Genomic DNA, 26,483 nt, shown 5'->3' with positions numbered 1-26,483 from the left:
GCCCACGCGGGCGGTCAGAGCCAGTCGCGGCGTTTGAAGACCGTGTAGAGGGCCACGCACACCGCCGCCATGAGCACGATGGCGAACGGATATCCGAACACCCAGTGCGTTTCCGGCATGAAGTCGAAGTTCATTCCGTACACGGTGCCGACCAGGGTGGGGGCGAACAGGATGGCGGCCCAGGCGGAGATCTTCTTGACCTCCTCGCCCTGCTGGATGCTGGCCTCGGTCATCCGGGCCATCTCGGCGTTCTGGGCCTGGGTGACCAGGGTGGAGTTGACGACCAGGATGTTCTGGAGCATCTGGCGGAAGGAGGAGATGCGCTCGGTGACGGTGATGGCGTGGTCGGCCACGTCGCGCAGGTAGCTCTGCAGCTCGTCGGTGACGCCGTACTTGCGGGCGCCCGCGATGAAGCCGTGGATCATGCCGACCAGGGGTGCCGTGGCGCGCTGGAACTCGATCACCTCGCCCGACAGCTCGTACACGCGGCGCGACACCGACGGGTCGCCGCCGAAGACCTGGACCTCGATCTCCTCGATGTCCTTCTGCAGCCCGGCCACGACCGGCGCGTAGCCGTCGACCACGGCGTCGACGATCGCGTACAGGACCGCCTGCGGGCCCTGCCGCAGCAGGTCGGGGTCGGACTCCATGCGCTTGCGCACGCCTTGCAGGTCGGGGGCCTCGGCGTGGCGGACGGTGATCACGAAGTTGGGGCCGACGAAGACGTGCAGCTCGCCGAACGCGACCTCCTCCACCTCGTCGAGGTAACGCGCGGCGCGCAGCACCACGAACAGCGTGTCGCCGTAGCGGTCGGCCTTGGGGCGCTGGGAGCCGACGATGGCGTCCTCCAGCGCCAGCTCGTGCAGCTCGAACTCCTCGCCGAGCTTGACCAGCTCCCACTCCTTCGGACGGTAGAGGCCGATCCAGGCCATCGCGTCCGGCATCTGCTTGAGGCGTTCGAAGGCGTCGGCGAGCGAGCCGGGGTTGTCGACCCGCTCGCCGTTCTGGTAGATCGCGTTGTCGATGACCGTCGGCCGGTAGGGGTGCTCCTCGCTGGCGCGCGGGTCCATGGAGTGCTCAGGTGGCTCCTCGCGCACGTCCCCGCCGCGCCTGAAGCCCTTGACCCTGGCCATCGCCCCTCCTCACGTCTACGACGGACGCATCTCGTCGAGCTGCTGCGTCGCACGGTCTCTGATGGTCTTGCGCCACATGGGTGTCCATCCGAACAAAAGCCCATGTGGCCTGCCTAGTGCCATTTTCGACCATCGGCGGAAATCGAAGTCGTCGTGGTGGCGAACAATCAGGTCGTCCTCGAACCTGAACAGCGAGTCGATCTCGTTGACGACCTCGCGCCCGGTGCTGTGGAAGGTGTAGCGGGAGGTCCAGTGGGCGGTGCCGGTGAAGTCGTCGGCCGTCACGTCGCGGTACTCCGACTTCAGCCCGTCGCGCACGCCGAGCTGGATCCGCCACATCCTCATCACCCTGTCGCGCCCCTCGACCTCCTGGAAGATGGGGTCGCCGAAGCTCACCTCAGGGTGGTAACAGCGCTCCATGGCCGCGAAGTCCGCCCGGCCGAGAGCGTCGTAGAAGGCGCTGATGAGCGCCACGTGCCGATCGTTCACTCTCCTATCAGACCACGGCTTTCCGGGAGTTCCGGACGGGGGAGAGCCCGGTGATCAGGTCTGCGGCGTCGAGCAGGCGGGCCTCGCCCAGCCCGTACGGATGCAGCGCGTACGCCTCGGCGCCGGCCGTCAGCTCGACGTCCCCCGAGACCAGCACGGCCAGGCCGACGCCGTCCGGCCCATCACGAAGCTCCGGCGCCGAGGTCAGGTCGCCCGAGTGGGTGAGCCCCTCGCCCAGGCGCAGGCGCGGGGAGCCGCACATGCCCACGAACCCCCAGCCGGCGTCGAACGCGGCCACCGGCAGGTCGAGGTCCACCCGCGTGTCCTGCGGCTGCGCCCGGTGCAGGAAGAGCCGGATCCGGTCGTGGGGGGACGGGCTGGACGCTGCCGCGCGCGAGCCGGACGAGGGCGGCGCCGGCCGTCCGCTCCGAGGTGGGCGCGAGCAGGTCGGCGAGCCCTTCGTCCAGCAGGGCCCGGCACCGCCAGCAGCACGCCGGGCGCGACCAGCTTGCGCCGGCGCAGCAGGATCGTCGCCGGACCGTCCGCCCGAACCACCCCCTGAAGCCAGAGGCCGCGCGGGAGGTCCCGCGCGGCCCGAGCCGGCGGAGAGCGGGCACGCTGTTCATGCGAAGTGAAGGAGAAGGAAGCACACCCTTGAGCCGCCTGACCGGCACCTTGCCCGGCTTGATCGGGAAATGTCGGGCATTTTCTCCGGGGGTCCCTGCCGCCCTTGGACGAGCTCCGGCGGCCCGGTGTCGCCTCACCGGGACAACCCTGACTTTCCCCGCCCCGTACCGGAACCTGACCCGTTAGGGTTTGTCCTCGATGGACAAGTTCTGGGCCCACCTGATCAAGGTTCAGCCTGACCCCGACCCCTGGGTGGTGGTGGTCTCGGCTCTCGTCGCGCTGGTGATCGTCGGTTTCCGCATGCCCTGGCAGGTGTCCAGGGGGCTGATCACGATCGCCCACGAAGGCGGCCACGCGCTGATGGCGCTGCTCACCCGGCGCAAGCTCGAAGGCATCCGCCTGCACTCCGACACCTCCGGCGTGACGCTGACCAGGGGCAGGCCCACGGGCCCCGGCATGGTGCTGACCGCGCTCGCCGGCTACCTGGCGCCCCCGCTGCTCGGGCTCGGCGCCGCCTGGCTGACCGAGCAGGGCCACATCACGCTGCTGATCTGGGGCGTGCTGCTGCTCCTGGTCTGCATGCTGCTGCTGATCCGCAACCTGTACGGCGCGCTCATCCTCCTCGTCACCGGCGGCGCCGTGTTCGCCCTGATCATGTACGCGCCGGCGGACGTCCAGCAGGTCGTGGCCCTGGTCGCGGCGTGGTTCCTGCTGTTCGGCGGGGTCCGGCCGATCATCGAGCTGCAGCACAAGCGGCGGCGCAGGCAGGCCAGAGACTCCGACGCCGACCAGCTCGCCCGGCTGACGGTCCTGCCCGGCGGGTTCTACGTGTTCTTCTTCCTGCTCGTGTCGCTGACATCCGTGGCGTTCGGCGCGTACCTCATGAACCCGCTCTAGTCCCGCTATTTCGCACTAAACTCCTCAGCAACAGGGGGAGAGTGGAGTGCTGCCAGTCGAGGACGCGCCCGGCTACCGGGTACTCGATCAGGCGGGCCAGGGCGGATTCGCCGTCGTGTACCGCGCCTACCAGGAGCGCCTCGACCGGGTCGTGGCGCTGAAGGTGCTGTCCGTGGACCGGGTCGACCAGCGCACCATGCGCAGGTTCCAGCGCGAGCTGCAGCTCACCGGCCGCCTCACCGGCCACCCGAACGTCGTGACCGTCTTCGACACCGGCGTCACCCGCTCCGGCAAGCCGTACATCGCGATGGACTTCTTCGAGAACGGCTCCCTGCGCGACAAGATCCGCAAAGAGGGCCCGCTCCCGCTGCCCGACGTGCTGCGGGCCGGCGTCAAGCTCGCCGGCGCGCTGGCCGCCGTCCACGAGGCCGGTGTCCTGCACGGCGACATCAAACCCCAGAACATCCTCATCTCCCGGTACGGCGAGCTCGCCATCGCCGACTTCGGCGTGGCCCGCGTCGTCGACTCCTCGGAGATCTCCGTCACCTCGCAGGCGTTCACCCCGCTGCACGCCGCCCCCGAAGTGCTCACCGGGCAGCCGCACTCGGCCTCCACCGACATCTACTCGCTCGGCTCCACCCTCTACCACCTGCTGGCCGGCCAGCCCGCCTTCCACAACCCCGCCGACCCGTCGATCGCCCCGCTGATGTACCGGGTGCTCAGCCTCGACCCGCCGCCCATCAACCGGGCCGACGTGCCGGGGGTGGTGTTCGAGACGATCGTGCGGGCGATGTCCAAGCAGCCCGAGACCCGGTACGGGTCGGCGCGCGAGCTCGCCCGCCACCTCCAGGCGCTGCAGGCGGAGCTCGGCCTCCCGGTCACCGACCTGGTCGGCCAGGACCCGGGCCCGGCGACACCTCCGGCATCGCGCCCGGACCTCGGCGCCCCACAGGCTCCGCGCCCAGGCCTTGGGGGCCCTCAGCCTTCGCGTCCGGATCTCGGCGTCCCGCAATCTCCGCGCCAAGACGTCAGCGCCTCGCCGCCTCCGCCGGCGAGCACCGGCTTCCCGGCCACCGGCCAGCACCTTCCCGCGCCCCAGCAGCCCGGCCGGCACCTTCCGGCGGCGGCCCAGCCCGACCGGCACGCGGGCCCCGTCCAAAGCTCCCCCTTCGCGCCGCCCCAGCAGGATGGCTTCGCGCCGCAGCCGCCCACCGGCGCGCATCCGGGGGCGCAGGGCGCGGGCTACCCCGCTCCGCACACCTCCGCCCCGCCCGGTCCGTACGCGCCTGCCGAGCCCAGCCCGTACGCCCCCGCCGAGCCGAGCCCGTTCGCGCCCGAGTACCCGGGCTCGCCCGCCCCCGCCCATCCAGGCCCGGCGCGACGGCCGACCGGGGAGATCGCTCCGCCGGCCGCCACGATCCCGCCGCCCGGCGGCGCCTCCCGTACCGGCAGGATGGTCCTGATCGGCGGGGCGGTCGCGGCCGTCGTGGTCGCCGGCACGGCGCTGGCCGTCCACCTCTCGATGCGCCCGCCCGCCACGACGACCACGACCACGACGACGGAAGGGCCGAAGACGGGCACCGGCGAGCAGGAGCCCATCGGCAAGGAGCAGGTGGCCGCCCTGGCCCCGCGCCAGGTGAAGGTGACCTCCGACCGGGGCGCGCTGGTGGAGCTGCGCTGGTCGCTGCCCGCCGGCGCGCGCGACTACCCGGTGGTCGTCCAGCGCTCCCCGGTGAAGAAGGGCGAGCAGGCGATCACCCCGCTGGCGCAGGGCGCCACCTCGACGCGCGTCGCGGGCCTGGACCCGGACAGCGGCTACTGCTTCCTGGTGGGCGTGCCGCTGCGCATCTCGGAGAGCTCCACGGTCGCCTGGTCGAAGCCGACCTGCATCAGAGGCGCCGTGGCCCGCTCCACCCAGTGACAGCCCAGGGGTCAACCCAGGAGCTTGCGCGCCGCCTGCTCGATCTCCTCCTCCGACAGCAGCACGTGCTCGGCCGCCCTGCCGAGGGGGATGAAGCTGTCGGACGAGGTGACCCGCCCGACGGCCCCGGTGAAACCGGCGTCGAGCAGCTCGGCCACGATGCCTTCCGAGACGGCGCCGCTGTGCCGGGTCTCGTCGGCGATGAGCACGTTCCCGGTCAGCTCGGCCGCCCGCAACAGGTCCTCGACCGGCAGGGGCGCCAGCCAGCGCAGATCGAGGACGCGGCAGCCGTACCCCTCCTGGGTGAGGCGCACGGCGGCGCGCAGGCTCATGCGCACGCCGTTGCCGAACGTGACGATGGTCAGGTCGCGCCCGTCGCCGTAGGAGCGCGCCCGCCCGATCGGCACGTGCGTCTCCGCCCACCGGGCGGGCGGCGCGTACGGCGCGAGCCAGCCGCCGTCGCCCGGGTCGAACAGGTCGCGGGTGTGGTAGAGCGCGATCGGCTCCAGGAACACGCAGACGGACCCCGAGGTGCGGGCCGCGGCCAGGCAGGTGCGCAGCATGGCGGAGGCGTCGTCGGGCCGCGCGGGCGAGGCGATGACCAGCCCGGGGATGTCGCGCAGCGCGGCCACCGCGTTGTCGTTGTGGAAGTGCCCGCCGAACCCCTTCTGGTAGGCGTAGGAGGCGACGCGCACGACCATCGGGTTGGTGTAGGCGCCGCGCGAGAAGAACGACAGCGTGGCCGCCTCGCCGCGGATCTGGTCGAGGGCGTTGTGCAGGTAGGCGAGGTACTGGATCTCGGGCACCGGCAGCAGCTTCGACACGCCCGCGCCGAGCGCCAGCCCCAGCACGGCCTGCTCGTCGAGCAGCGTGTCGAACACCCGCCCCGCCCCGAACCGCTTCTGCAGCCCGCGTGTCACGCCGTACACGCCGCCCTTCTTGGCGACGTCCTCGCCGAACACGGTCATCTCGGGGTAGACGGCCAGCGCGTCGGCGAGCGTGCGGTTGATGGCCTGGGAGAGCGTCATCGGCTTGTCGTTCTCGGGCAGCGCGCCGGCGAACGCCTTCTCCCTGGCCGCCGCGGGCGCCGCCATCGGGCTGATCTTGGCGATCAGCTCCGGCCGGCGGGGCGCGATCGGCTCCATGATCTCCTTGGCGGAGCTCAGCCGCGGGCTGCGCGCCGCCTCCTCGGCGATCTTCAGGACGTGCTCGCGGTCCGACTCGTACGCCTTGAGCAGCTCGTCCGGCGTGATCAGCCCGGCCTCCACCAGCAGGGCGGCGGTGCGTACGAGCGGGTCGCGCTCCAGGTCGGCCCGGATCTCGCGCTGCGTGCGGTAGGCCGACTCGACGTCGGACCCGGCGTGCCCCATGAGCCGCACGGTCGACAGGTGCAGGAACACGGGGGCGCGCCGCTCGCGTACGTGCTGGACGGCCTGGACGGCGGCGTCATAAGCGGCGGCGAGGTCGCAGCCGTCGGCGGCGATGTACTCGATGCCGGGCCGCCGCGCGGCGGCCTCCACCCAGCCCTTGGGGGTGCGCACGCTGATGCCGATGCCGTTGTCCTCGCACACGAACAGCAGCGGCAGCGCCTGCCCCTGGTAGGTGGCGTAGGCGGCGGTGTTGAGGCCGGACAGGGCGCTGGCGTGGTTGATCGAGGCGTCGCCGAAGCTGCACACCGCGATCGCGTCGGACGGCCACGCGCCCGGCACGCCCAGCGCGCGGGCCCGCTCGATGGCGAACGCGACGCCCACGGCCCTGGGCAGGTGGCTGGCGATCGTGGAGGTCTGCGGGATGACGGCCAGGTCGGGATGGCCGAACACCTTGTGCCGGCCGCCCGCGATGGGCTCGTCGCGGGCGGCGGTCAGGCCCATCAGCACGTCGCGGATGCCCTGCTCGGGCACCCGCCCGGCCTGCTCGGACCGGGCCAGGTAGAAGGCGCCCGAGCGGTAGTGCAGCAGCGCCGGGTCGGTGGGGCGCAGGGCGGCGGCGACGGCCGCGTTGCCCTCGTGGCCCGCCGAGCCGATCGTGTAGTAGCCCTCGTCGCGCTCGCGCAGCCAGCGGGCCGCGATGTCGAGCAGCCGGCTTTCGAGCTGGCGCCTGAACAGCGACCTGCATCGCTCGCCGGTCAGCGACGTGCCCTCGCGGACCGGCAGCCCCGGATCTCGCGCCGGGCCGGCCCTGAGCGTCGAAACCGTCTCGGTGAAGTGAGTCTCAACTGTGTCGCGCGCCACAGCATCGATTATGTCTTTGATCGGCGCCGACGTCTGCCGGACGCCGGTGACATGTTGTGGACCGGTCCTTTTGACCCACCTTCATAACTGTTTGTCAGAAATCACAACTTCACCGTCGGCGTGCACGTCTACTTGTAGTGCACACGTGGCACCCTCAATGCCGCGTTGAACCAATGGGGTCTCCAGGAAGGAACCCGCATGTTACAACGCATCCGTGTCGCCGCCCTCGCCCTCGTGCTCGGCGTCTCCGGGGCCATCGCCCTGGGCACCCCCGCAGCGTCGGCGGCTCCCACCCCCACCATCACCAGGGTCGAGCTCAGCCCGGCCGCGCCCATCGTGGTCTTCGACAGCGATGTCAGCGTCACGTTCACGTTCACCACGACGAACGCGACCACGGCCGCGCTCAAGCTCAACGGTGACACCGTCAACGTCACCTCGACCGCCGTCACCGGCGGGCTGAAGTGGACGGGCACCAAGTCCTTCGGCGCCGGCGCCGCCGGCAAGTGGAACTACGCCGCCACCGCCAAGGGCGACGGCGGCGAAGTCACCCAGACCGGCTCGTTCGACGTCGTCAAGGCACTCACCACCAAGATCGTCGACTTCGACGCCAGCCCGGACCTCGTCGCCAAGGGCGACACCATCCGGGTCACCGGCCGCCTGCTGGCCGACGGCAAGGGGTACGACGGTCAGACCGTCTCCATCACCTTCCGCGAGCGCGGCTCCGACAACTACCGCGAGGTCACCAAGGTGACGACCGGCCGCGGCGGCTGGTTCGGCGCCCGCGCCGAGGCGAACGCCACCGGCTGGTGGCGGGCCGAGTTCGCGGCCACCGGCACCGCCAGGGCGTCCGTCAGCGACGCCGACCGGGTGGACGTCCGGCGCGCCGCCCTCGGCAGCCGCATCGCCGGCTTCGACGCCACCCCCGAGCCGGTCGACAAGGGAGACACGCTCTCCTTCAGCGGCGCCCTGCGCGTCGAGGACCGCGGCGGCCTGGCCGGCCAGCGCGTGTCCATCTTCTTCAAGGCCGACGGCTCGCGCCGCTGGGAGTACGTCACCAGCGACGTGACCGGCCGCCACGGCCGCTTCTCCGCCTCCGCGGAGGCCGTCACCTCCGGGTGGTGGCGCGCCGAGTACCGCGGCGCCCGCGGCATCAACGGCTCGGTCAGCGAGGCCGACTGGGTGAAGGTCGACCAGCCCGCCCCGCAGCCGCCCGCCGAGGAGAAGGCCGACACGCGGCTCATCAAGTTCAACGCCTACCCGGAGCCGGTCAAGCGCGGCAAGTACCTGAAGTTCAAGGGGCTGCTGCAGATCGACGACGAAGGCTCGTGGGAAGGCTACTCCGGCAAGGTGGCGCTGTTCTTCAAGCCGGTGGGCTCGAAGAAGTGGCAGCTCGTCAGGACCACCTGGTCCAGTGACAGCGGCCGGCTCTCCACCAAGGCCAAGGCCTGGAAGTCGGGACACTGGAAGTTCGTCTTCAGCGGCGACGACGACGCCTACGGCGACTCCAGCCGTACGGACTACGTCCGAGTGAAGCGCTGACCACCTGAAACACCGGAACGAGGCCCGGGCGGCACCTGCCCGGGCCTCGTTCTTCTTGAAGCTCAGTTGGAGCGGTCGTCGCCCAGCTTGGCGTCTATGCGCGCGAGCAGGGCTTCGATGGTGTCGAGCCGCTTCTCGACATTCTCGAGCCGCTCGTCCATCTTCTCGAAGCGCACATCGATCTGCTCGAAGCGTTCGTCGACTGCGGCGAAGCCCGCCTTCATCTGGGCCTTGAGGCTGTCGACCTCGCGCCCGATCCGTGCGTTGATGTTCTGCCCGACTTCGCTGATGCGCGTGTACTGCGTCTCGAAGCGAGTGGCGATGCTCTGCTGGGGCACGCCACTGACAATAGCCTCTTCCAGGGCTTCGACCCGAGCTTCCAGGTCAAGGTGCTTCTCTGCACAATCCAACATCGGATGATGCTCCTCGGGGACGGAGGGAAAGGACGAGCCGCGCGGCACATCGGGAAAGCTACCCTCCGTCCATGATCGATCGCAGCGAGATACGTGGTTCAGTCGTATCTACTCGGCCTTCCGGAACTCCACGACCGCCACCAGCAGCAACACAACCCCCAGCCCCGCCACGAGCCCGAGTTCCAGCCCCACCGGTACCTGGAAGTCGAACCAGCGCACCCCGGGGTTGAGCATCGACGCCGCCGCGGCCGGGACGTCGAGGTGGGCGAAGACGGCCTCGCGCATCGGGTCCACCGCGTACGTCATCGGGTTGACGACGGTCAGGAGGTGGAGCCACGACGGCAGGTTGGCCAGCGGGAACATGGCCCCCGACAGGAACATCATCGGCATGATGGCCATCTGCATCAGCCCGAAGAAGGTCTGCATGTTCTTCATGCGGGCGGCGAGCGTCACCCCGAAGGCCGTGATGGTGAAGGCGGCCAGGAACATCTCCAGGAGCAGGGTGACGATCAGGCCGGGCGCGTACGGCACGCCCACGAGCCCCGCCATGGCCACGATGATGACGCCCTGCCCGACGGCCACGACGGCGCCGCCGAAGCATTTGCCGATGACGATCGCCCCTCGGGAGACGGGGGCGACGAGCATCTCGCGCAGGAAGCCGAACTCGCGGTCCCAGACGATGGAGCCGGCCGAGAACATGGCCGTCATGATCACGGTCATGGAGATCATGCCGGGGTATATGAAGGTGCGGTAGTCGACGCCGGGGATGGAGCCCCGGACGAGGGAGCCGAGCCCCGTCCCCATGACGAACAGCCACAGCACGGGCTGGACGAGCATGGACAGCATGCGGGTGCGGTCGTTGACGAAGCGCAGCATCTCGCGGTGCAGCACGATCTTGACGGCCCGCAGGTCGTGCCCGGCGCTGCGGGCGGGCACCCGCACGCCGACGGCCTCTGTCGCCATGGCTATCGCCTCGCCATCGCTCTCATCCACGTCATGGTGTCGGCGCCGGCCTCGGCGTCGCGGATCGTGGAGCCGGTGTAGGACATGAAGACGTCGTCGAGCGACGGCCGGGACACGCTCACGGACTTGATGGGCATGCCGAGCTCGGCGAACAGGCGGGGCACGAACTCCTCGCCGGAGGCGACCGCGAACGTCACGGCGCCCTCGCGCACGGCCGCCTCCAGCCCGAACCGCTCCCGCAGCGCCTCGATCGCCGCGCTGTCGTCGGCGGTCTGGATCTGGACGCGGTCCTCTCCGACGCTGGCCTTGAGCGCTTCGGGCGAGTCGATGACGACGATGCGGCCGTGGTCGATGATCGCGATCCGGTCGCAGTACTCGGCCTCGTCCATGTAGTGCGTGGTCATGAAGATGGTGATGTCCTCCATGAGCCGCAGCTGGTTGATGTACCCCCAGATGGCGGAGCGGGTCTGCGGGTCGAGGCCGACGGTGGGCTCGTCGAGGAAGAGCACGCGCGGCGAGTGCAGCAGCCCGCGGGCGATCTCCAGCCGCCGCTTCATGCCGCCGGAGAACGTCATGACCTTGGCGTCCTTGCGGTCCCACAGCGCGACCATCTCCATCACCTTGCGGATGCGGTCGCCGACGACGTTCTTGGGCACGCCGTACAGCTCGGCGTGGAAGCGCAGGTTCTGCTCGGCGCTGAGGTAGCCGTCGAGGGTGGGGTCCTGGAAGACGAGGCCGATGTTCCTGCGCACCTCGTCGCGCTCCTTGACGACGTCGTGCCCGGCCACGGTGGCGCTGCCGCCGGTCGGGTTGACCAGGGTGCAGAGCATGTTGATGGTGGTGGTCTTGCCGGCGCCGTTCGGGCCGAGGAAGCCGAACACCTCGCCGGGACGCACCTCGAAGTCGACGCCTCCGACGGCCTCGACCTTCCCGTACGCCTTCTGTAACCCGCGTACGGACACTGCGGCGTCCGCGGTCATCTAGTCCTCCGCGAGGATCTGGAAGATGGACTTGCGCGTCTGCTTGATGAGCTTCTTGGCCTCGGCGAGCTGCCGGTCGCCGCCGGTGCGGACGAGGTGCCCGAACGCCTCGTTGAGCTGGGCCCACAGCAGGCGCAGCTCGTGGTGGTCGTCGGGGACGGTGCGGGCGACCTCGTCCCAGGGGGCCGCGCCGGCGTGCCTGGCCGCGAGGTCGCGGCCCTGCTCGGTCAGCCGGTACGTCCGGCTCCCGCCGGATTCGTCGCCGGTCACCAGGCCCTCGTCCTCAAGCTGTTGCAGGGCGGGGTAGACGGAGCCGGGGCTGGGCCGCCACACGCCGCGGCTGCGCTCCTCGATGCCCTGGATCATCTGGTAGCCGTTCTGCGGCCCTTCGTGGAGGAGGGCGAGCAGGGCGGCTCTGACGTCGCCGCGGCGGATGCGGGGGGCGGGCTGCTCCCAGTGGACGACGTGGTGCGGTGGCGGCGGCGGTGCTCCGGGCGGGCCGGGGAAGGGCATGGGACCCGGCGGGAACGGCGGGGGTGGGGGAGCGTCCCAGAACTCGTGGTGGTCGCGCATGATCGCCTCCAACTATCGAGATATGGTGACGATATATCTAGATAGTTGAGCCGACAAGGCGACGCCAGGAAGTTAACGAGCCTTAACCAATGGCGGCGGCGATGGCCGCCCGCGCCATCGCGTGCAGCATCGGGCGCATGTCCTGCGCGGGCAGCTCGCCCGCGCTGTGCGGCGTGGAGTTGAGCAGGCCGAACACCGCGTGCGTGGCCGCCCGCAGCCGGGCCGCCGGGCAGGCCGGATGCAGCTCGGCCAGCACCGTCACCCACTCCTCCACGTAGAGCCGCTGCAGCCGCCTGATCTGGCGGCGGGCCGGCTCGGGCACGTTGCCCAGCTCCCTGTCGTGCACGGTGATCAGCGCCGGGTGCTCGGTGGCGAACGCGATCTGCACGTCGAGCAGCGCGTCGAGGGTCTCTTCCGGGCCGGCCGCGGCGGTGGCGACCGTGACGGCCGACTCGCGCAGCCGGGAGCTGATGTCGAGCAGCATCTCCGACAGCAGCGCGTCCTTGCCGTCGAAGTGGCGGTAGAGGGCCGGGCCCGAGACGCCGACCGCGCCCCCGATGTCCTCGATCGAGACGCCGTGGAAACCGCGGGCCGCGAACAGGCGGGCGGCCGCCTCCAGGATCTCCGCGCGCCTGTTGCGCCGGCTGCGGGTAGGGGTGTCAGAGGCGGTGGTCACGTCTCACATGCTAGACGATGACGTTAATGGTGACTAACATTTGGTGTCATGAGGAGCGACTGGCCGGTGCTGAAGACGGCGGTGGAGCCCGCGGGCGAGGCGTACAAACGCAACGCCGAGCTCAACGAGCGGCTCGCCGCCGACCTGCTCGAACGCCTCGCCGCCGCCGCGCTCGGCGGCCCCGAGCGGTCGCGGCGGCGGCACGTCGAGCGCGGCAAGCTGCTGCCGCGCGACCGCGTCGACGGCCTGCTCGACCCGGGCTCCCGCTTCCTGGAGCTGTCGCCGCTGGCCGCCAACGGCCTCTATGACGACCAGGCCCCGGCCGCGGGCATCATCACCGGGGTCGGCCGCGTCTCCGGCCGCGAATGCGTGATCGTGGCCAACGACGCCACCGTCAAGGGCGGCACGTACTACCCGATCACCGTCAAGAAGCACCTGCGCGCGCAGGAGGTGGCGCTGCACAACCACCTGCCCTGCGTCTACCTCGTCGACTCCGGCGGCGCGTTCCTGCCCAAGCAGGACGAGGTGTTCCCTGACCGCGAGCACTTCGGGCGCATCTTCTACAACCAGGCCACGATGTCCGCGCGCGGCATCCCGCAGATCGCCGCCGTGCTCGGCTCGTGCACCGCGGGCGGCGCGTACGTGCCCGCCATGAGCGACGAGGCGGTCATCGTCCGCGGCCAGGGCACGATCTTCCTGGGCGGCCCGCCCCTGGTGAAGGCGGCCACCGGCGAGGAGGTCACGGCCGAGGAGCTGGGCGGCGGCGACCTGCACGCGCGCGTCAGCGGCGTCACCGACCACCTCGCCGAGGACGACGCGCACGCGCTGGCGATCGTCCGCGACATCGTCTCCACGCTGGCGCCGCGCGCCCCCAGGCCCTGGGAGACGATCGCGCCAGAGCCGCCCCGCCACGACCCCCGCGACCTCTACGGCATCGTGCCCGCCGACACCCGCCAGCCCTACGACGTGCGCGAGGTGATCGCCAGGATCGTCGACGGCTCGCGCTTCCTGGAGTTCAAGGCCGAGTACGGCACCACGCTCGTCACCGGCTTCGCCCACGTCCACGGCCACCCGGTCGGCGTCGTGGCCAACAACGGCATCCTGTTCAGCGAATCGGCCATGAAGGGCGCGCACTTCATCGAGCTGTGCGACCAGCGCCGCATCCCCCTGCTGTTCCTGCAGAACATCAGCGGCTTCATGGTCGGCAAGGCGTACGAGGCGGGCGGCATCGCCAAGCACGGCGCCAAGATGGTGACGGCGGTGTCGTGCGCCCGGGTGCCCAAGTTCACGGTCGTGATCGGCGGGTCGTTCGGGGCGGGCAACTACGCGATGGCCGGACGGGCGTACTCGCCCAGGTTCCTGTGGATGTGGCCGAACGCCCGCATCTCCGTCATGGGCGGCGAGCAGGCCGCGAACGTCCTGACCACCGTCGGAGACGCCGACCCCGACGCGATCAGGGCCCAGTACGAGCACCAGGGCAACCCCTACTACTCCACGGCCAGGCTCTGGGACGACGGCGTGATCGACCCGCTCGACACCCGCACGGTCCTCGGCCTGGCACTGTCCGCGGCGGCCAACGCGCCGCTCGAGCCCGCCGGTTACGGCGTCTTCCGGATGTGACGCATGCTGTTCGACCGTGTTCTGATCGCCAACAGGGGCGAGATCGCCGTACGGATCGCGCGCACGCTGCGCCGGCTCGGCATCGCGTCCGTGGCCGTGCACACGCCGTCCGACGCGGGGGCCAGGCACGTCCGCGAGGCCGACCTCGCCCTTGAGGTGCCCTCCTACCTGGACATCGAGGCCATCGCCGGCGCGGCGGTGGACGCGGGGGCGGGGGCGGTGCATCCCGGTTACGGGTTCCTGGCCGAGAACGCCGCGTTCGCCCGCCGCTGCGCCGAGGCGGGGGTGGTGTTCGTGGGGCCGCCCGCCGCCGCCATCGACGCGATGGGCGACAAGATCCGCGCCAAGGCCACGGTGTCGGCCGCCGGGGTGCCGGTGGTGCCCGGCGCGGCAGAGTCGGAACCTGGGCCGGGGCTTGAGGCGTGGCGCGACTTCCCCGCCCTGATCAAGCCGTCCGCCGGCGGCGGCGGCAAGGGCATGGTGCTCGTACGGTCGGCCGCCGAGCTGCCCGAAGCCCTGGAGTCGGCGCGGCGCACGGCGCTGGCCGCGTTCGGCGACGGCACCCTGCTCATCGAGCGCTACGTCGAGAGCCCGCGCCACATCGAGATCCAGGTCCTGGCCGACACCCACGGCAACGTCGTGCACCTGGGCGAGCGCGAGTGCAGCCTCCAGCGCCGGCACCAGAAGATCATCGAGGAGGCCCCTTCGCCGTTCGTCACCGACGCCATGCGGGCGCGCATGGGGGCGGCGGCGGTGGAGGCCGCCCGCTCGGTCGGCTACGTGGGTGCGGGCACCGTCGAGTTCATCGTCGACGGCACCAGCGGCGCCTACCACTTCATGGAGATGAACACCCGGCTGCAGGTCGAGCACCCGGTCACCGAGCTGGTGACGGGGCTCGACCTGGTGGAGCTGCAGCTGCGGGTGGCGGCCGGGGAGCGGCTGCCGTTCGGGCAGGAGGACGTGCGGCTCGACGGGCACGCGGTCGAGGCCCGGGTGTACGCCGAGGACCCGGCGCGCGCGTTCCTGCCGACGGGCGGGCGCGTGCTGGCGCTGCGCGAGCCCGGCGACGCGCTCCCGAGTGGCGAAGGCGGCGCGCTCCCGGGCGGCGAAGGCGGCGGGCTCCCGGGCGGCCGGGGCGGCGTGATTCCGGGCCGCCAGGGCGGCGGGCCGGTCGTTCGCGTGGACTCCGGGCTGGTCGAGGGCGGCGTCGTCGGCAGCGAGTTCGACCCCATGCTGTCGAAGGTCATCGCCTGGGCCCCCGACCGGGACACCGCGCTCAAGGCCCTGGACCGGGCGCTGGCCGGCACGGCGGTCCTCGGCGTGGTGACCAACGTCCCGTTCCTGCGCGCCCTGGCCGCGCACCCGGCCGTCGTCAAGGGCGAGCTGGACACCGGCCTGGTCGAGCGCGCCCTGCCAGAGCTGCTGCCCGAACAGAGCACGACCCCGCCCGGCGACGTGCTCGCCGCCGCCGCGCTGACCTTCCACGCCATGCCGCAGGGCGACGACCCCTGGGAGGTCACCGACGGGTGGCGGGTCGGCGAGCGGGCCTGGACGACGTGGCGGCTGGAGACCAGGGACGGCGTGCACGCGGCCCAGGTCCGCGGCCTGCCGGAGGAGTCCGCCGACGTGCTGCTCGACGGCGCGGCCGTCCCGGCCAGGATCAGGCGGAGCGGCGCCGAGCTGGCCGTCACGATCGGCGGCCGCACCGCGCGTTACCTGTGCGTACGCGACGGCGACACCCTCTGGCTCGGCCGCGACGGCGCCTCCTGGTCGTTCACCCGGCACCTCATCGGCGACCCCGGTGACCGGGCCGGCGCCGCCGCGGCGGCCGACGGCGTCGTCAGGAGCCCCATGCCCGGCACCGTCCTGGTGGTCAAGGCGCAGCAGGGCGAGCGGGTGAGCGAGGGCCAGCCGCTGCTCATCGTGGAGGCCATGAAGATGGAGCACACGGTCACGGCCCCGCGCGACGGCGTCGTCTCCGAGCTGTCCGCGCGGCCCGGCCAGCCGGTCGACATGGACGCGGTCCTGGCCGTGGTCACCAGCGACGCCGTGGTCACCAGCGAGGAGGCGTAGGTGCCGTACCCGATGGAAGGTCTTCCGCACCAGGTCACGATCTACGAGGTCGGCCCGCGCGACGGCCTGCAGAACGAGTCCGCGGTCATCCCCGTCGAGGTGAAGGCCGAGCTCATCGACCGGCTCGCCGACGCCGGGCACAAGGTGATCGAGGCGACCAGCTTCGTGCACCCGAAGTGGGTGCCGCAGCTCGCCGACGCCGACGAGCTCCTGGCCAGGCTGCACAGGAAGCCCGGCGTGCGCTACCCCGTGCTCGTGCCGAACCTGCGCGGCCTCGACCGCGCCCTCGACCTCGGCGTGGACGAGATCGCCATCTTCGCCAGCGCCACCGAGACGTTCGCCGCGAAGAACCTGAACCGCAGCCTGGAGAGCCAGTTCGAGATGTTCGAGCCGGTCGTGGCCAGGGCGCTGGACAACGGCGTCCGGGTGCGCGCGTACGTCTCGATGTGCTTCGGCGACCCCTGGGAGGGGCCGACCCCGATCGCGCAGGTCGTCGCGGTCGGGGAGCGGCTGCTCGGGCTGGGCTGCTACGAGCTGTCGCTCGGCGACACCATCGGCGTCGGCACTCCCGGCCACGTCACGGAGCTGATCGGGGCCTTCCGCACGCCGGAGCGGCTGGCCGTGCACTTCCACGACACCTACGGACAGGCGCTGTCCAACACCCTGGCAGCGCTCAGATGCGGCGTCACCACCATCGACGCCTCCACGGGCGGCATCGGCGGCTGCCCGTACGCGGAGTCCGCCACCGGCAACCTGGCCACCGAGGACCTGGTCTGGATGCTGCGCGGGCTCGGCATCGAGACCGGCCTCGACCTGGGCAAGCTCGTGTCCACCAGCACCTGGCTGGCGGAGCTGCTCGGCAGGCCCAGCCCGTCCCGCGTCGTACAGGCGCTTTCGAAAGGCTGAGACATGCTCACCGACGAGTACGAAGAGCTGCGCAAGACGGTCGAGGCGTTCGCCCGTGAGGTGGTCGCGCCGGTGATCGGCGACCTGTACGAGCGGGAGGAGTTCCCGTACGACGTGGTGCGGCAGATGGGCGCGATGGGCCTGTTCGGGCTGCCGATCCCCGAGGAGTACGGTGGGATGGGCGGCGACTACTTCGCCCTCTGCCTGGCCCTGGAGGAGCTGGCCAGGGTCGACTCCAGCGTGGCGATCACCCTGGAGGCGGCGGTGTCGCTGGGCGCGATGCCGATCTTCCGGTTCGGCAGCGAGGAGCAGCGCCGGCAGTGGCTGCCCCGGCTGACCTCGGGGGAGCGGCTGGGCGCGTTCGGGCTGACCGAGCCGGGCGGCGGCTCCGACGTGCCGGGCGGGATGCGCACCACGGCCGTGCTCGACGGCCAGGAGTGGGTGATCAACGGCACCAAGGCGTTCATCACGAACTCCGGCACCGACATCACCGGCGTCATCGGCGTGGCCGCGCTGACCGGCGAGCGCGAGATCTCCACGATCCTCGTGCCGAGCGGCACGCCCGGGTTCGCCGTGTCGAAGAAGTACTCCAAGGTCGGCTGGAACGCCTCCGACACGCGGGAGCTGTCGTTCACCGACTGCCGCGTCCCGGCTGCGAACCTGCTCGGCGAGCGGGGCCGCGGCTACGCGCAGTTCCTGCAGACCCTCGACGAGGGCCGGGTCGCGATCGCGGCGATCGGCGTCGGGCTGGCGCAGGGGTGCGTGGACGAGTGCCTGACGTACGTGCGCGACCGCCGCGCGTTCGGCCATCCGATCGGCCACTACCAGGCCATCCAGTTCAAGATCGCCGACATGGAGGCCCGCGCGCACACCGCCCGCCTGGCCTACTACCACGCGGCCGAGCGGATGCTGGCCGGGGTGCCGTTCAAGAAGGAAGCGGCGATCGCGAAGCTGGTCTCGTCGAACGCGGCCATGGACAACGCGCGCGACGCCACGCAGGTGTTCGGCGGCTACGGGTTCATGAACGAGTTCCCTGTCGGCCGCTTCTACCGCGACGCCAAGATCCTGGAGATCGGTGAGGGCACCAGCGAGGTGCAGCGGATGCTCATCGCGCGCCAGCTCGGGCTGGGCGACCTGTGAACAGGTGTTTGCGTCATGCGCATGCGACGATCTAGGGTCGTTGGTCATGACGGCTGACGATCTTCTCATCAGGAGGGCGGAGAAGTCGGACGCGGACGAGGTGTTCGCGCTGGCCCGCGAGTTCGGCCTGACGTTCAGGCCGGAGCGCGACGCCTTCGACGCCGCGCTGCCCCAGCTGCTGGCCAACGACGACGCCCTGCTGCTCACCGCCGTCGTGGGCGGGCGGGTGCACGGGTATCTGCTCGGGTTCGTGCACCTGACGCTGTTCGCGAACGGGCCGGTGGCCTGGGTCGAGGAGGCCATGGTGCAGTCCGGGTCGCGGCGGCAGGGGATCGGGCGGTCGCTGCTGGAGGAGTTCGAGCGCTGGGCGCGCTCCCGGCAGGCCGGTTACGTGGCGATGGCCACGCGGCGGGCGCCGGAGTTCTACCACGCTCTGGGGTACGAGGCGTCGGCCACCTTCTTCCGCAAGGTCCTGCGTTGAGTCCAGTTTGTGGGAGTTTGTCCGCTTAGCGCGTACGGCCGGACTGGCGCGCGTTTCTGTCGTAGGCGGATGGCATCCTTAGGGCGTGAGTATCCATGCCGTGAGCCCCTTGTTCGTCGGGCGTGCCCGCGAGCTCGCCGCTCTCGGTGACGCCCTGGCCAGGTCGCGCGCCGGGGCGTCGTCCACCGTGCTCGTCGGCGGTGAGGCCGGGGTCGGCAAGACGCGGCTCATCAAGGAGTTCACCGACCACCGGGCCGGTGACGCGCGCGTCCTCGTCGGCGGCTGCCTCGAGCTGGGCACCGAGGGCCTGCCGTTCGCGCCGTTCACCGCCGTGCTGCGCGGGCTGGTGCGCGAGCTGGGCCGCGACGCCGTGGCCGCGCTCGTGCCCGGCGGCAACGCGCGCGGGCTGGCCCGGCTGCTGCCCGAGTTCGGCGAGCCCGGCAAAGACGGGCCCGAGGCCAGGGCGCGCCTGTTCGAGCAGGTGCTCGGGCTGCTGGAGCGGCTGGCCGAGGAGCGGCCGGTGGTGCTCATCGTCGAAGACGCCCACTGGGCCGACCGCTCCACCCGCGACCTGCTGACCTTCCTCGTGCGCTATCAGCGCACCGCGGCCCGCCTGCTCATCGTCGTCACCTACCGCACCGACGAGCTGCACCGCAACCACCCGCTGCGCCCGCTGCTCGCCGAGCTCGGCCGGGTCGAGTGGGTGACCCGCACCGAGCTGCGCCGGCTCACCCGCAGGGAGGCCGTCGCCCTGGCGGCCGGCATCCTGGAGCGCGAGCCGTCCCCCGCCGACATGGACCTCATCTACGCGCGCAGCGAGGGAAACCCGCTGTTCGTCGAGGCGCTGCTCAACGAGTGCGACGGCGGCGAGGCGCTGCCCGAGTCGCTGCGCGACCTGCTGCTGGCCAGCGTCGAGCGGCAGCCCGAGGAGACGCAGGAGCTGCTGCGCGTCGCCAGCGCCGGCGGCCAGCGCATCGAGCACGCCCTGCTCAGCGCCGTCGCCGGGCTCGACGAGAGCACGCTGTCCCGCGCGCTGCGGCCCGCCGTGGCCGGAAACGTGCTCGTCGTCGACGGCGAGGGCTACAGCTTCCGCCACGCCCTCATCCGCGAGGCACTCCACGACGACCTGCTGCCCGGCGAGCACGTCCGCCTGCACACCCGCTACGCCGAGGCGCTGGAGCGCGACCTGTCGATCCTGCCCGCCCCGCGCGGCGCGATCGAGCTGGCCCACCACTGGCACTCCGCCCACGACTCCACCTGGGCGCTGATCAGCGCCTGGCGCGCCGCCGCCGCCGCACGCAAGTCCACCGCCTACGACGAGCAGCTCCGCATGCTCTCCAGAGTCCTGGAGCTGTGGGACTCCGTGCCCGACGCCGCCGAGCGCATCGGCCACGACCGCATCGACGTCCTGCGGCAGACGGCCACCGTCGCCCACCTGTCCGGCGAGTACGAACGCAGCATCGCCCTGGCCGGCGCCGCCCTCGACGAGCTCGACCACTGCGTCGAGCCGATCAGGGCCGCCATGCTGCTGCGCCAGCGCGGCCTGACCCGCTACGACCTGGGCCGCCCCGGCTACGTCGAAGACCTGCGCAGGGCCGCCGAGCTCGTGCCCGCCGACCAGCTCAAGCTGCGCGGCCAGGTGCTGGAGAGCCTGTCCCGCATGCTCCACCGCCCCGAAGACCGGCCCGAGCGGCAGGCCACCGCCCGCCGCGCCATGGAGATCGGCCACGAGGTCGGCGACACCAACGTCGAGGCGCACGCGATGATCAGCCTCACCTGGGGCGACTCCTGCTACTCCGACATGGACGCCCAGCTCGCCGCCTTCGCCGAGGCCCGCCGCATCGCCGCCCGCGGCGACGCCTACAACGCGCTGATGCGGTGCGCCATCTCCGAGTCCGACGCCCTCGAAGGCGCCGGCCTGCACGAGCGGGCCGCGCAGGTCGCCCGCGACGGCGTCGAGGAGGCCCGCCAGTACGGCCTGGCGCGCACATCCGGCACGTTCCTGTCGATCAACCTCGCCGAGCCGCTGGTGTCACTCGGGCGCTGGGACGAAGCGCTCCAGGTCGTCGAGCACGCCCTCGAGCTCGCCCCGCCCGCCCCCTACCGGGCCAGCCTCCAGGGCTTCGCCACCGACATCGCGATGGCGCGGGGCCAGTACGACCGGGCCGAGAAGCTGCTGGAGTCGTCCAAGAGCGTGCTGTCGCGGGGCAGCTACCGCGACCAGACGACGCTGCCCCACCTGTGCAGGGAGCTGCGGCTGCGGCAGGCGCGGGGGCAGCTCGGCGAGGCGGTCGAGATGGCCGCGCGGGCGCTCGACGAGCGCGACCTGGTGAGCAGCCCGCGTTACGCCTGGCCGGTGCTGGTGACCATCGCCCAGCTCGTCCGGGCCGTGGTGCCGCCGTCCCGGTCTGCCGAGGCCGGTGAGCCCAGGGCGGGCTCCCTCGGGCCGGTCGAGCGGCTGGCGCTGTCGCTGCTGCCCCGCCTTCGGGCGCTGGCCGGTCAGCTGGTGGCCGAGGGCGAGCTGCAGCAGGCACACCGGCTCACGTTCACCGCGCTGACCGGCCCCGAGCCGGCGCCGGAGCACGCCGATGAGGCGGCAGCCTGGCGGCTCAAGGCGTGCGACCTCGCCGTGGAGGCATGGCAGGCGCTGCGGGAGCCGTACGCCGAAGCGCTCACCCTGCTGGCCGCCGCACAGGCGGCGCTCGCGGCCGGCGACCGGCAGGGGGCGGCGGCCCGGCTCACCCGCTCCCGCGACCTGGCCCGCGACCTCGGCGCCACCCCGCTGCTGGAGCAGCTCGACGTCTTCGGCCGGCGCGCCAGGATCGGCGGCCCCGAAGAGCCCGCCGGCGGGCAGCCGCTCGGGCTGACGGCGCGCGAGCTGGAGGTGCTGCGGGAGGTGACGCGCGGGCGGAGCAACCGCGAGATCGCCGAAAAGCTGGTCATCTCGATCAAGACGGTCAGCGTGCACGTGTCCAACATCCTGGCCAAGCTGGGCGCGGCCACCCGCGGCGAGGCCGCGGCCACCGCCCACCGGCTGCGCCTGTTCGACTGACGGCCGTGCTTGCCACCTTGTGCCTTCCTCGTCGGAGGCGGCGTGGCGGGTGCCGGGCTTTGTCGCGGGCCGGGTGCGGGCCCTTGGCGAGGGATCGTCACAGGGGTTTGTAGTGGGAGAAGATCTCCCGCACCTCCTCGGGGGAGGCGGCGAGGGCGGCCTCGTCCGGGTCGGCCGCCGTGACGTGCGGGAGGTGCACCACGAGGTCGTAGGCGTCCAGAGCGCTGATGGGGGAGTGGTGCGGGCCGTTCCCGGCGCGCTGGACGGCGGCGGCGCGGACGGCCTCCGCGTCGGCCGGTGACAGCCGCCGCAGGTCCGTGACGAACGGGCCGTCGTGGCCGGCATGCAGGAGAGCGTCGAGGCTGCCGGGGTCCGGCGGGCCCATCGGTGCGAAGAGGGCGCCCGACTGGAAGGCGGCGGGGTCGGAGTTGAGCATCTGGCCGGTGCCCGTGGTGGCGCCGATGACGAGGTAGTCGGCGCCGAGCCGGTCCGCCAGGTGCATGCCCAGCGGGGTCACGGGGTCCATCCCGGGCAGCACGCCCGGCCAGCGCTGGACGTGCCCGTTGTGCGCGGCCACGACGATCCGGTCGTGCCGGCGCAGGATCCACTCGACCGTGTCGGCCATCTCGGCGTCGCGCTCGTACATGACGCTCTGGAGGTCTCCGGAGACCATGTCGCGGATGCCCGAGTCGAGGGTGACGGCGAGCGACAGGCAGCGCAGCGCGCGCTCGTACTCCTCCGCGCCGGTGCGGCGGGCGTACTCCAGGCGGCGGCCCCTCATGCGCGCGGACAGGGCGGCCAGGCCGGCGGTGAGCGCGTTCCTCGTCTCGGGCGGGAGCTGGGCGTAGGCGGCCAGGGCCGCGGGCGCGGCGAACGCGGACGTCGCCGCGAAGGCCGCGGCCGTCTCCCTGACGGCCGGGTCCACCCGGTGGTCGGGGTCGGCCCGCGCGAGGTAGGCGAGCACGGCGTCCAGGGCGGGGAGCAGGGAGGCGTTGTGGCCGCCCAGGTCGATGCCGTAGAAGCCGACGGGGCGTGCGGCGGTGGCGTTGTGCCGGCGCATCCACTCCAGGTGGGCGCCGAGCTGCCGCCACACACCCATGAGCGAGGACAGCCCGCTCGCCATGACCTCACCGAGCCGGTCACCGCCATCCGTGCCCGAGGCGCCCTCGCGCGGGGACCCGGGCGTGCCCGAAGAGCTGTCCGCAGCCCTGGCGTCGGCGGTGACCCAGGCGTTGGCCCGCCAGGCCTCGGTGAAGCCGGTTTCCATGGCGTAGGCGCTGAAGCCGTGCCGTTCGGCGAGGTAGCGCAGGATGCGGTGGCGCAGGTCGTAGAACTCGCGGTTGTAGTGGGCGCTCTCGCCGAGTGCCACCACCCGCGCGTCGCCGATCGCGTCGTCGAGCCAGGTGAGGTCGTCGAGCGGGGCGGCGGGGTCGAGCGTGCGCAGGGGGATCACCGCCGATTCGCTGAGCCTGGACGGTGGTGGTGTCGCCGGATGCGTGTTCACTGGGTGCCCCTCTCCACTGTTTCCAACTTTGGGAACAGTACCACTTATGGGAACATTGGAAAATGGACACCCTGGAGCTGATCTTGCATCCGGTTCGGTTGCGCATCATGTGGGCGCTGTCGGGCGGGCGGGTGCGTACGACGTCCGAGCTGTGCGAGAGCCTGCCCGACATCCCCAAGACCACCCTGTACCGGCACGTCGCCCTGCTCGCCGACGGCGGGCTGCTGGAGGTGGCGGGCGAGCAGCGCGTACGGGGCATGGTCGAGCGCCACTACCGGCTGCGCCAGGGCGCCGCGAACGTCGACCCCGAGACGGCCGGGGCGATGTCGCTGGAGGAGCACCGCCACGGGTTCGCGGCGGCCATGGCGGCGCTGCTCGCCGAGTTCAACGCCTACCTCGACCGGCCGGCGGCCGACCCCGTGGCCGACCGGGTGGGCTACCGGCAGGGCACGCTGTGGCTCCGTCCGGAGGAGATGGAGGAGGTCGCGGGCGAGCTGCGGCAGGTGCTCGCGCCCCGGGCGGGGAACGGGCCGGGGGACGGGCGGCGGCCGTACGTTCTGAGCGCGATCTTCTTCCCGACGGAGGAACCGGAGCCGGGCGCAGGACCCGGCCAGGCGGTGAGCTGAGCGCCGCGCGGATGGTCCCGTCAGGCGGTGCGCCGAGTCTCCTGGCCGATGATCGCGTCAGGCGGTGAGCTGGGCCTCCAGGCGGTAGCCGTCCACCGTGACGTACACCTGGTCGCCCGGGCGGGCGTTCAGGCGCATCAGGACGGGCTGCAGCGAGTCGAAGACCGGCTGGTGTCCCTGCCATACCAGGACGATCGCGTTGTCGCCGGGGCCCGTCACCGACAGCAGCGTGCCGGGGCGCATGCCGAGCTGGGCCGCGTAGCCCTCGGGCACCGCCACCGGGCCGCCCCTGAGGTGCTCGGGCGTGACCTCGATGCGCTGCCAGCGGCGCGGGTCGGACGACGGGCTCGGCAGCGGCGGCGGAGGCGTGGACGGGGTGCCCGCCAGGCCGCCCGTGGGCAGCATCGGCGAGCGGCCGCCCGACAGCGCCGACAGCGTGGCGAGCGCGGCGGACGGGTCGATGGAGCCGGCCGTCGCCGGCGGGACGGGCTGGCCGCCCCGATGGTGGTGGCCGTTGGCGCCCGGCGTGCGGCGGGGCAGCGGCTGGGCCGGGGACGGCGCCGCGGCCACCGGGTCCTGGGCCGTCTCGGGCGGCAGGGCGTCGAGCCACGCCTTGGCCGAGTGGGCGCGGATGCCCAGCTCGCCCATCAGCTCGACGACGTCGGCGTCCGGCGGGCTGGCCGCCAGCAGCTGCCTCGTACGGGCCTGGAGCCCGTGGATGTCGCCGACCACCAGCCAGCCGTCCTGGAGGCGGCGGTCGGGCATGAGCGTCACCAGCACCCGCCACAGCGGCGTGCGCAGCGACGGGACCATCACCGGGTGCGCCGGGTCGGCGCCGATGAGCTGCTCCTCCGTGGCCGCCGCGCCCAGCCACTCGGTCAGCCGGAACATGTGGCCGGTGACCGGCGCGGACTCGGAGGAGCGCAGCCACTGCAGGACGCGTTCCTCGGCGGTGCGCTGCGCCTGCGAGAGCGCCTCCCGCTCGACCAGCAGCTTGTGGGCGAGGGTACGGAGGCTGACCGGGTCCTCGGCGAACAGCCGGTGCACGGCCACCGCCAGCTCCAGCTTGTCGAGGCCCCGGAAGAGGCTGTCGACGACGCGGACCATCGCGTGGTCGGTGTCCGAGGGGACGGGGGTGGAGTAGGACGGGGTGCTCTTGGCGGGGTCGGCGGGGCCGCCGGGGACAGGCGGGACCGAGCCGACGCCCGGACCGCCGGAGGGCGGGGTGACACCCGGGGTGCCGGGCGCGCCCGGGGTGCTGGGTGTGCCCGGTGCGCCGGGGGCGCCGGAAACCGGGGAGCCGGCGGGGCGGGCGCCGGGAGCACCCAAGGGCGAGCCGGGCGCGTTCGACGTGCCCGGGACGTTCGAGGTGCCGGGGGCGCCCGGCGTGCCGGGACGGGACGGCAGGGCGCTCGGGTCCTGGCGGCCCGACTGCGGGCCCGTGGGGCGCTGCGGGAGGCGTTCGGGCTGGCCGGGGGCGGGGCGCTGGGGCAGGCCGCCCTCACCGGCGAGCCCCTGACGCGGCCCGCCCTGGGGTTGCGCGGGGAACGCCCCGGTCTGGCGTTCGCCCGGAACGGCCGGGAAGGAGCCGGTCTGCCGATCGCCGGGTACGGCGGGGAAGGAGCCGGTCTGACGTGCTCCCGAGCTGCCGTCGGCGGCGGGCGCTGCGGGGAACGGGCCGCTCTGGCGTTCGGAAGGCGTGGCGGGGAAGGAGCCGGTCTGCCGCTCACCGGGAACGGCGGGGAACGCCCCGGTCTGGCGTTCGCCCGGAACAGCGGGGAACGAGCCGGTCTGCCGATCGCCGGGTACGGCGGGGAAGGAGCCGGTCTGACGTGCTCCCGAGCTGCCGTCGGCGGCGGGCGCCGCGGGGAACGGGCCGCTCTGGCGTTCGCCGGGGACCGCCGGGAAGGAACCCGTCTGGCGATCGCCGGGTACGGCGGGGAAGGAGCCGGTCTGGCGCGCCCCGGGCCCGGCGTCGGCGGCCGCGGGCAGCGGGAAGGGGCCGGTCTGGCGCGATCCGGCCGCCGGCTGCGCGGGGAACGCCCCCGTACCGGCCGGGGGTTGGGCGCCGGGACCGGCCGCGGGCTGGGCCGGGAACGAGCCCGTGCCGGGGGCGGGTTGGTCGGGGAAGGAGCCGGAGGCGGGCGACTGGCCGCGCTGCAGCGGCCGGGTGACCTCGGGATGGGCCGTGGTGGCCGGGGCGGGGGCTTCGCGCTGGGCCGGGATGCGGCCGAGGATCTCGCGGAAGACCGATCCGATCACGACCTCGGGCGTGGCCGACGGGGTCGCGAGGTCGCTGGGTGACAGGCGGCGCAGCCGTTGCCAGCCGCCGAGGCCGGTGATCGCGGTACGGGTGGCCTCGGGCCAGCCGGGCAGGGAGGGGTCGACGTGGTGAACCGTCAGCGCGGGCAGCAGGTCGGCGAGCGGCAGGTGGTCCCAGCGGGCGGAGGCGAGCCGGGCCAGGCGCTCGCAGATCCAGTCGAGCCCCGCCGTGCCGAGCGCTTTGGACAGCGCGAGAGAGGACCACCACCCCGCGGGCAGCCGCGGGTCGCCCAGCGCCTCGGCCACCTGCTGCGGGCGGCTCCAACGCAGCGCAGGGACTAGGTCGCTCAGGCAGATCGATGACTCGACTTCCATCG

21 protein-coding genes are annotated in these 26,483 nt (G+C 72.5%); 10 read left to right on the top strand and 11 right to left on the bottom strand.

Annotation, left to right across the window (positions count from 1 at the left end):
- Positions 1-14 precede the first annotated feature (14 nt).
- The 3 genes from HCN51_RS06570 to HCN51_RS06560 are packed head-to-tail and all read right to left on the bottom strand — an operon-like array spanning position 15 to position 1,938.
- A complete protein-coding gene (locus HCN51_RS06570; RefSeq protein WP_168007798.1) occupies positions 15-1,133 on the bottom strand; it encodes a magnesium and cobalt transport protein CorA in 1,119 nt (372 codons plus the stop codon).
- Positions 1,134-1,148: 15 nt separating this feature from the next.
- Positions 1,149-1,622, bottom strand: a complete 474-nt coding sequence (locus HCN51_RS06565; RefSeq protein ID WP_080036542.1) for a nuclear transport factor 2 family protein — start codon at positions 1,620-1,622, stop codon at positions 1,149-1,151.
- A 7-nt stretch (positions 1,623-1,629) separates the two neighbouring features.
- Positions 1,630-1,938: a hypothetical protein gene (locus HCN51_RS06560; RefSeq protein ID WP_168007796.1), complete on the bottom strand. Its 309-nt coding sequence runs from the start codon at positions 1,936-1,938 to the stop codon at positions 1,630-1,632.
- A gap of 509 nt (positions 1,939-2,447) precedes the next feature.
- Between HCN51_RS06560 and HCN51_RS06555 the strand changes: the two genes are divergently transcribed.
- Together HCN51_RS06555 and HCN51_RS06550 are read left to right on the top strand one after the other, a co-directional pair.
- Positions 2,448-3,146, top strand: coding sequence for a M50 family metallopeptidase (locus HCN51_RS06555; protein ID WP_080036544.1), 699 nt, complete (start codon positions 2,448-2,450; stop codon positions 3,144-3,146).
- Between the two features lie 46 nt (positions 3,147-3,192).
- Positions 3,193-5,067, top strand: coding sequence for a protein kinase domain-containing protein (locus HCN51_RS06550; RefSeq protein ID WP_168007794.1), 1,875 nt, complete (start codon positions 3,193-3,195; stop codon positions 5,065-5,067).
- An 11-nt stretch (positions 5,068-5,078) separates the two neighbouring features.
- Here the strand turns inward: HCN51_RS06550 and HCN51_RS06545 are convergent, their stop codons facing one another.
- Positions 5,079-7,298 (bottom strand): thiamine pyrophosphate-dependent enzyme, encoded by a 2,220-nt coding sequence (locus tag HCN51_RS06545; protein WP_168007792.1) that lies wholly within the window; start codon positions 7,296-7,298, stop codon positions 5,079-5,081.
- Between the two features lie 198 nt (positions 7,299-7,496).
- Between HCN51_RS06545 and HCN51_RS06540 the strand changes: the two genes are divergently transcribed.
- Positions 7,497-8,837: a hypothetical protein gene (locus HCN51_RS06540; protein ID WP_168007790.1), complete on the top strand. Its 1,341-nt coding sequence runs from the start codon at positions 7,497-7,499 to the stop codon at positions 8,835-8,837.
- A gap of 62 nt (positions 8,838-8,899) precedes the next feature.
- Here the strand turns inward: HCN51_RS06540 and HCN51_RS06535 are convergent, their stop codons facing one another.
- The 5 genes from HCN51_RS06535 to HCN51_RS06515 form a co-directional block, all read right to left on the bottom strand.
- A complete protein-coding gene (locus tag HCN51_RS06535; RefSeq protein WP_168007788.1) occupies positions 8,900-9,298 on the bottom strand; it encodes a hypothetical protein in 399 nt (132 codons plus the stop codon).
- Positions 9,299-9,358: 60 nt separating this feature from the next.
- Positions 9,359-10,213 carry an ABC transporter permease gene (locus HCN51_RS06530; protein ID WP_168007786.1) on the bottom strand — a complete coding sequence of 285 codons (855 nt, stop codon included), beginning with the start codon at positions 10,211-10,213 and terminating at the stop codon, positions 9,359-9,361.
- 2 nt (positions 10,214-10,215) lie between these two features.
- A complete protein-coding gene (locus HCN51_RS06525) occupies positions 10,216-11,193 on the bottom strand; it encodes an ATP-binding cassette domain-containing protein (RefSeq protein WP_168007784.1) in 978 nt (325 codons plus the stop codon).
- Entirely contained in the window at positions 11,194-11,766 is a 573-nt protein-coding gene (locus HCN51_RS06520) for a PadR family transcriptional regulator (RefSeq protein WP_168007782.1), read from the bottom strand.
- 82 nt (positions 11,767-11,848) lie between these two features.
- The gene (locus tag HCN51_RS06515; RefSeq protein ID WP_168007780.1) at positions 11,849-12,442 is read right to left on the bottom strand and encodes an SACE_7040 family transcriptional regulator; all 594 of its coding nucleotides are present in this window, start codon (positions 12,440-12,442) and stop codon (positions 11,849-11,851) included.
- Positions 12,443-12,508: 66 nt separating this feature from the next.
- On the opposite strand from HCN51_RS06515, the gene HCN51_RS06510 reads away from it, so the two are divergent.
- From HCN51_RS06510 to HCN51_RS61140, 6 genes are all read left to right on the top strand, one after another.
- Positions 12,509-14,062: a carboxyl transferase domain-containing protein gene (locus HCN51_RS06510; RefSeq protein WP_428981528.1), complete on the top strand. Its 1,554-nt coding sequence runs from the start codon at positions 12,509-12,511 to the stop codon at positions 14,060-14,062.
- 3 nt (positions 14,063-14,065) lie between these two features.
- A complete protein-coding gene (locus HCN51_RS06505) occupies positions 14,066-16,135 on the top strand; it encodes an acetyl/propionyl/methylcrotonyl-CoA carboxylase subunit alpha (RefSeq protein WP_206066628.1) in 2,070 nt (689 codons plus the stop codon).
- 12 nt (positions 16,136-16,147) lie between these two features.
- Complete coding sequence (locus tag HCN51_RS06500) at positions 16,148-17,041, top strand: hydroxymethylglutaryl-CoA lyase (protein WP_168007776.1); 894 nt, start codon at positions 16,148-16,150, stop codon at positions 17,039-17,041.
- Positions 17,042-17,044: 3 nt separating this feature from the next.
- On the top strand, positions 17,045-18,181 hold the full coding sequence (locus HCN51_RS06495) for an acyl-CoA dehydrogenase family protein (protein WP_080036555.1): 1,137 nt from the start codon (positions 17,045-17,047) through the stop codon (positions 18,179-18,181).
- A gap of 46 nt (positions 18,182-18,227) precedes the next feature.
- Positions 18,228-18,662: a GNAT family N-acetyltransferase gene (locus tag HCN51_RS06490; RefSeq protein WP_080036556.1), complete on the top strand. Its 435-nt coding sequence runs from the start codon at positions 18,228-18,230 to the stop codon at positions 18,660-18,662.
- A gap of 85 nt (positions 18,663-18,747) precedes the next feature.
- Complete coding sequence (locus HCN51_RS61140) at positions 18,748-21,714, top strand: AAA family ATPase (RefSeq protein WP_168007774.1); 2,967 nt, start codon at positions 18,748-18,750, stop codon at positions 21,712-21,714.
- A 97-nt stretch (positions 21,715-21,811) separates the two neighbouring features.
- Here the strand turns inward: HCN51_RS61140 and HCN51_RS06480 are convergent, their stop codons facing one another.
- On the bottom strand, positions 21,812-23,218 hold the full coding sequence (locus HCN51_RS06480; RefSeq protein ID WP_168007772.1) for an erythromycin esterase family protein: 1,407 nt from the start codon (positions 23,216-23,218) through the stop codon (positions 21,812-21,814).
- A 62-nt stretch (positions 23,219-23,280) separates the two neighbouring features.
- Between HCN51_RS06480 and HCN51_RS06475 the strand changes: the two genes are divergently transcribed.
- On the top strand, positions 23,281-23,844 hold the full coding sequence (locus HCN51_RS06475) for a helix-turn-helix domain-containing protein (RefSeq protein ID WP_168007770.1): 564 nt from the start codon (positions 23,281-23,283) through the stop codon (positions 23,842-23,844).
- 57 nt (positions 23,845-23,901) lie between these two features.
- Here HCN51_RS06475 and HCN51_RS06470 read toward each other — a convergent pair whose 3' ends face one another.
- Positions 23,902-26,481: a hypothetical protein gene (locus tag HCN51_RS06470; protein WP_168007768.1), complete on the bottom strand. Its 2,580-nt coding sequence runs from the start codon at positions 26,479-26,481 to the stop codon at positions 23,902-23,904.
- Positions 26,482-26,483 lie beyond the last annotated feature (2 nt).

The sequence above is a fragment of the Nonomuraea composti genome (assembly GCF_012034275.1).
In the GTDB taxonomy this organism is placed as follows: domain Bacteria; phylum Actinomycetota; class Actinomycetes; order Streptosporangiales; family Streptosporangiaceae; genus Nonomuraea; species Nonomuraea composti.
This window is presented reverse-complemented; position numbering and strand designations above follow the sequence as displayed.

Bases quoted from the DNA above. Each gene is read 5' to 3' on its own strand.
- HCN51_RS06570 (WP_168007798.1), bottom strand. From the start codon at position 1,133: ATGGCCAGGGTCAAGGGCTTCAGGCGCGGCGGGGACGTGCGCGAGGAG.
- HCN51_RS06555 (WP_080036544.1), top strand. From the start codon at position 2,448: ATGGACAAGTTCTGGGCCCACCTGATCAAGGTTCAGCCTGACCCCGAC.
- HCN51_RS06540 (WP_168007790.1), top strand. From the start codon at position 7,497: ATGTTACAACGCATCCGTGTCGCCGCCCTCGCCCTCGTGCTCGGCGTC.
- HCN51_RS06530 (WP_168007786.1), bottom strand. From the start codon at position 10,213: ATGGCGACAGAGGCCGTCGGCGTGCGGGTGCCCGCCCGCAGCGCCGGG.
- HCN51_RS06525 (WP_168007784.1), bottom strand. From the start codon at position 11,193: ATGACCGCGGACGCCGCAGTGTCCGTACGCGGGTTACAGAAGGCGTAC.
- HCN51_RS06520 (WP_168007782.1), bottom strand. From the start codon at position 11,766: ATGCGCGACCACCACGAGTTCTGGGACGCTCCCCCACCCCCGCCGTTC.
- HCN51_RS06505 (WP_206066628.1), top strand. From the start codon at position 14,066: ATGCTGTTCGACCGTGTTCTGATCGCCAACAGGGGCGAGATCGCCGTA.
- HCN51_RS06500 (WP_168007776.1), top strand. From the start codon at position 16,148: ATGGAAGGTCTTCCGCACCAGGTCACGATCTACGAGGTCGGCCCGCGC.
- HCN51_RS06495 (WP_080036555.1), top strand. From the start codon at position 17,045: ATGCTCACCGACGAGTACGAAGAGCTGCGCAAGACGGTCGAGGCGTTC.
- HCN51_RS06490 (WP_080036556.1), top strand. From the start codon at position 18,228: ATGACGGCTGACGATCTTCTCATCAGGAGGGCGGAGAAGTCGGACGCG.
- HCN51_RS06475 (WP_168007770.1), top strand. From the start codon at position 23,281: ATGGACACCCTGGAGCTGATCTTGCATCCGGTTCGGTTGCGCATCATG.
- HCN51_RS06470 (WP_168007768.1), bottom strand. From the start codon at position 26,481: ATGGAAGTCGAGTCATCGATCTGCCTGAGCGACCTAGTCCCTGCGCTG.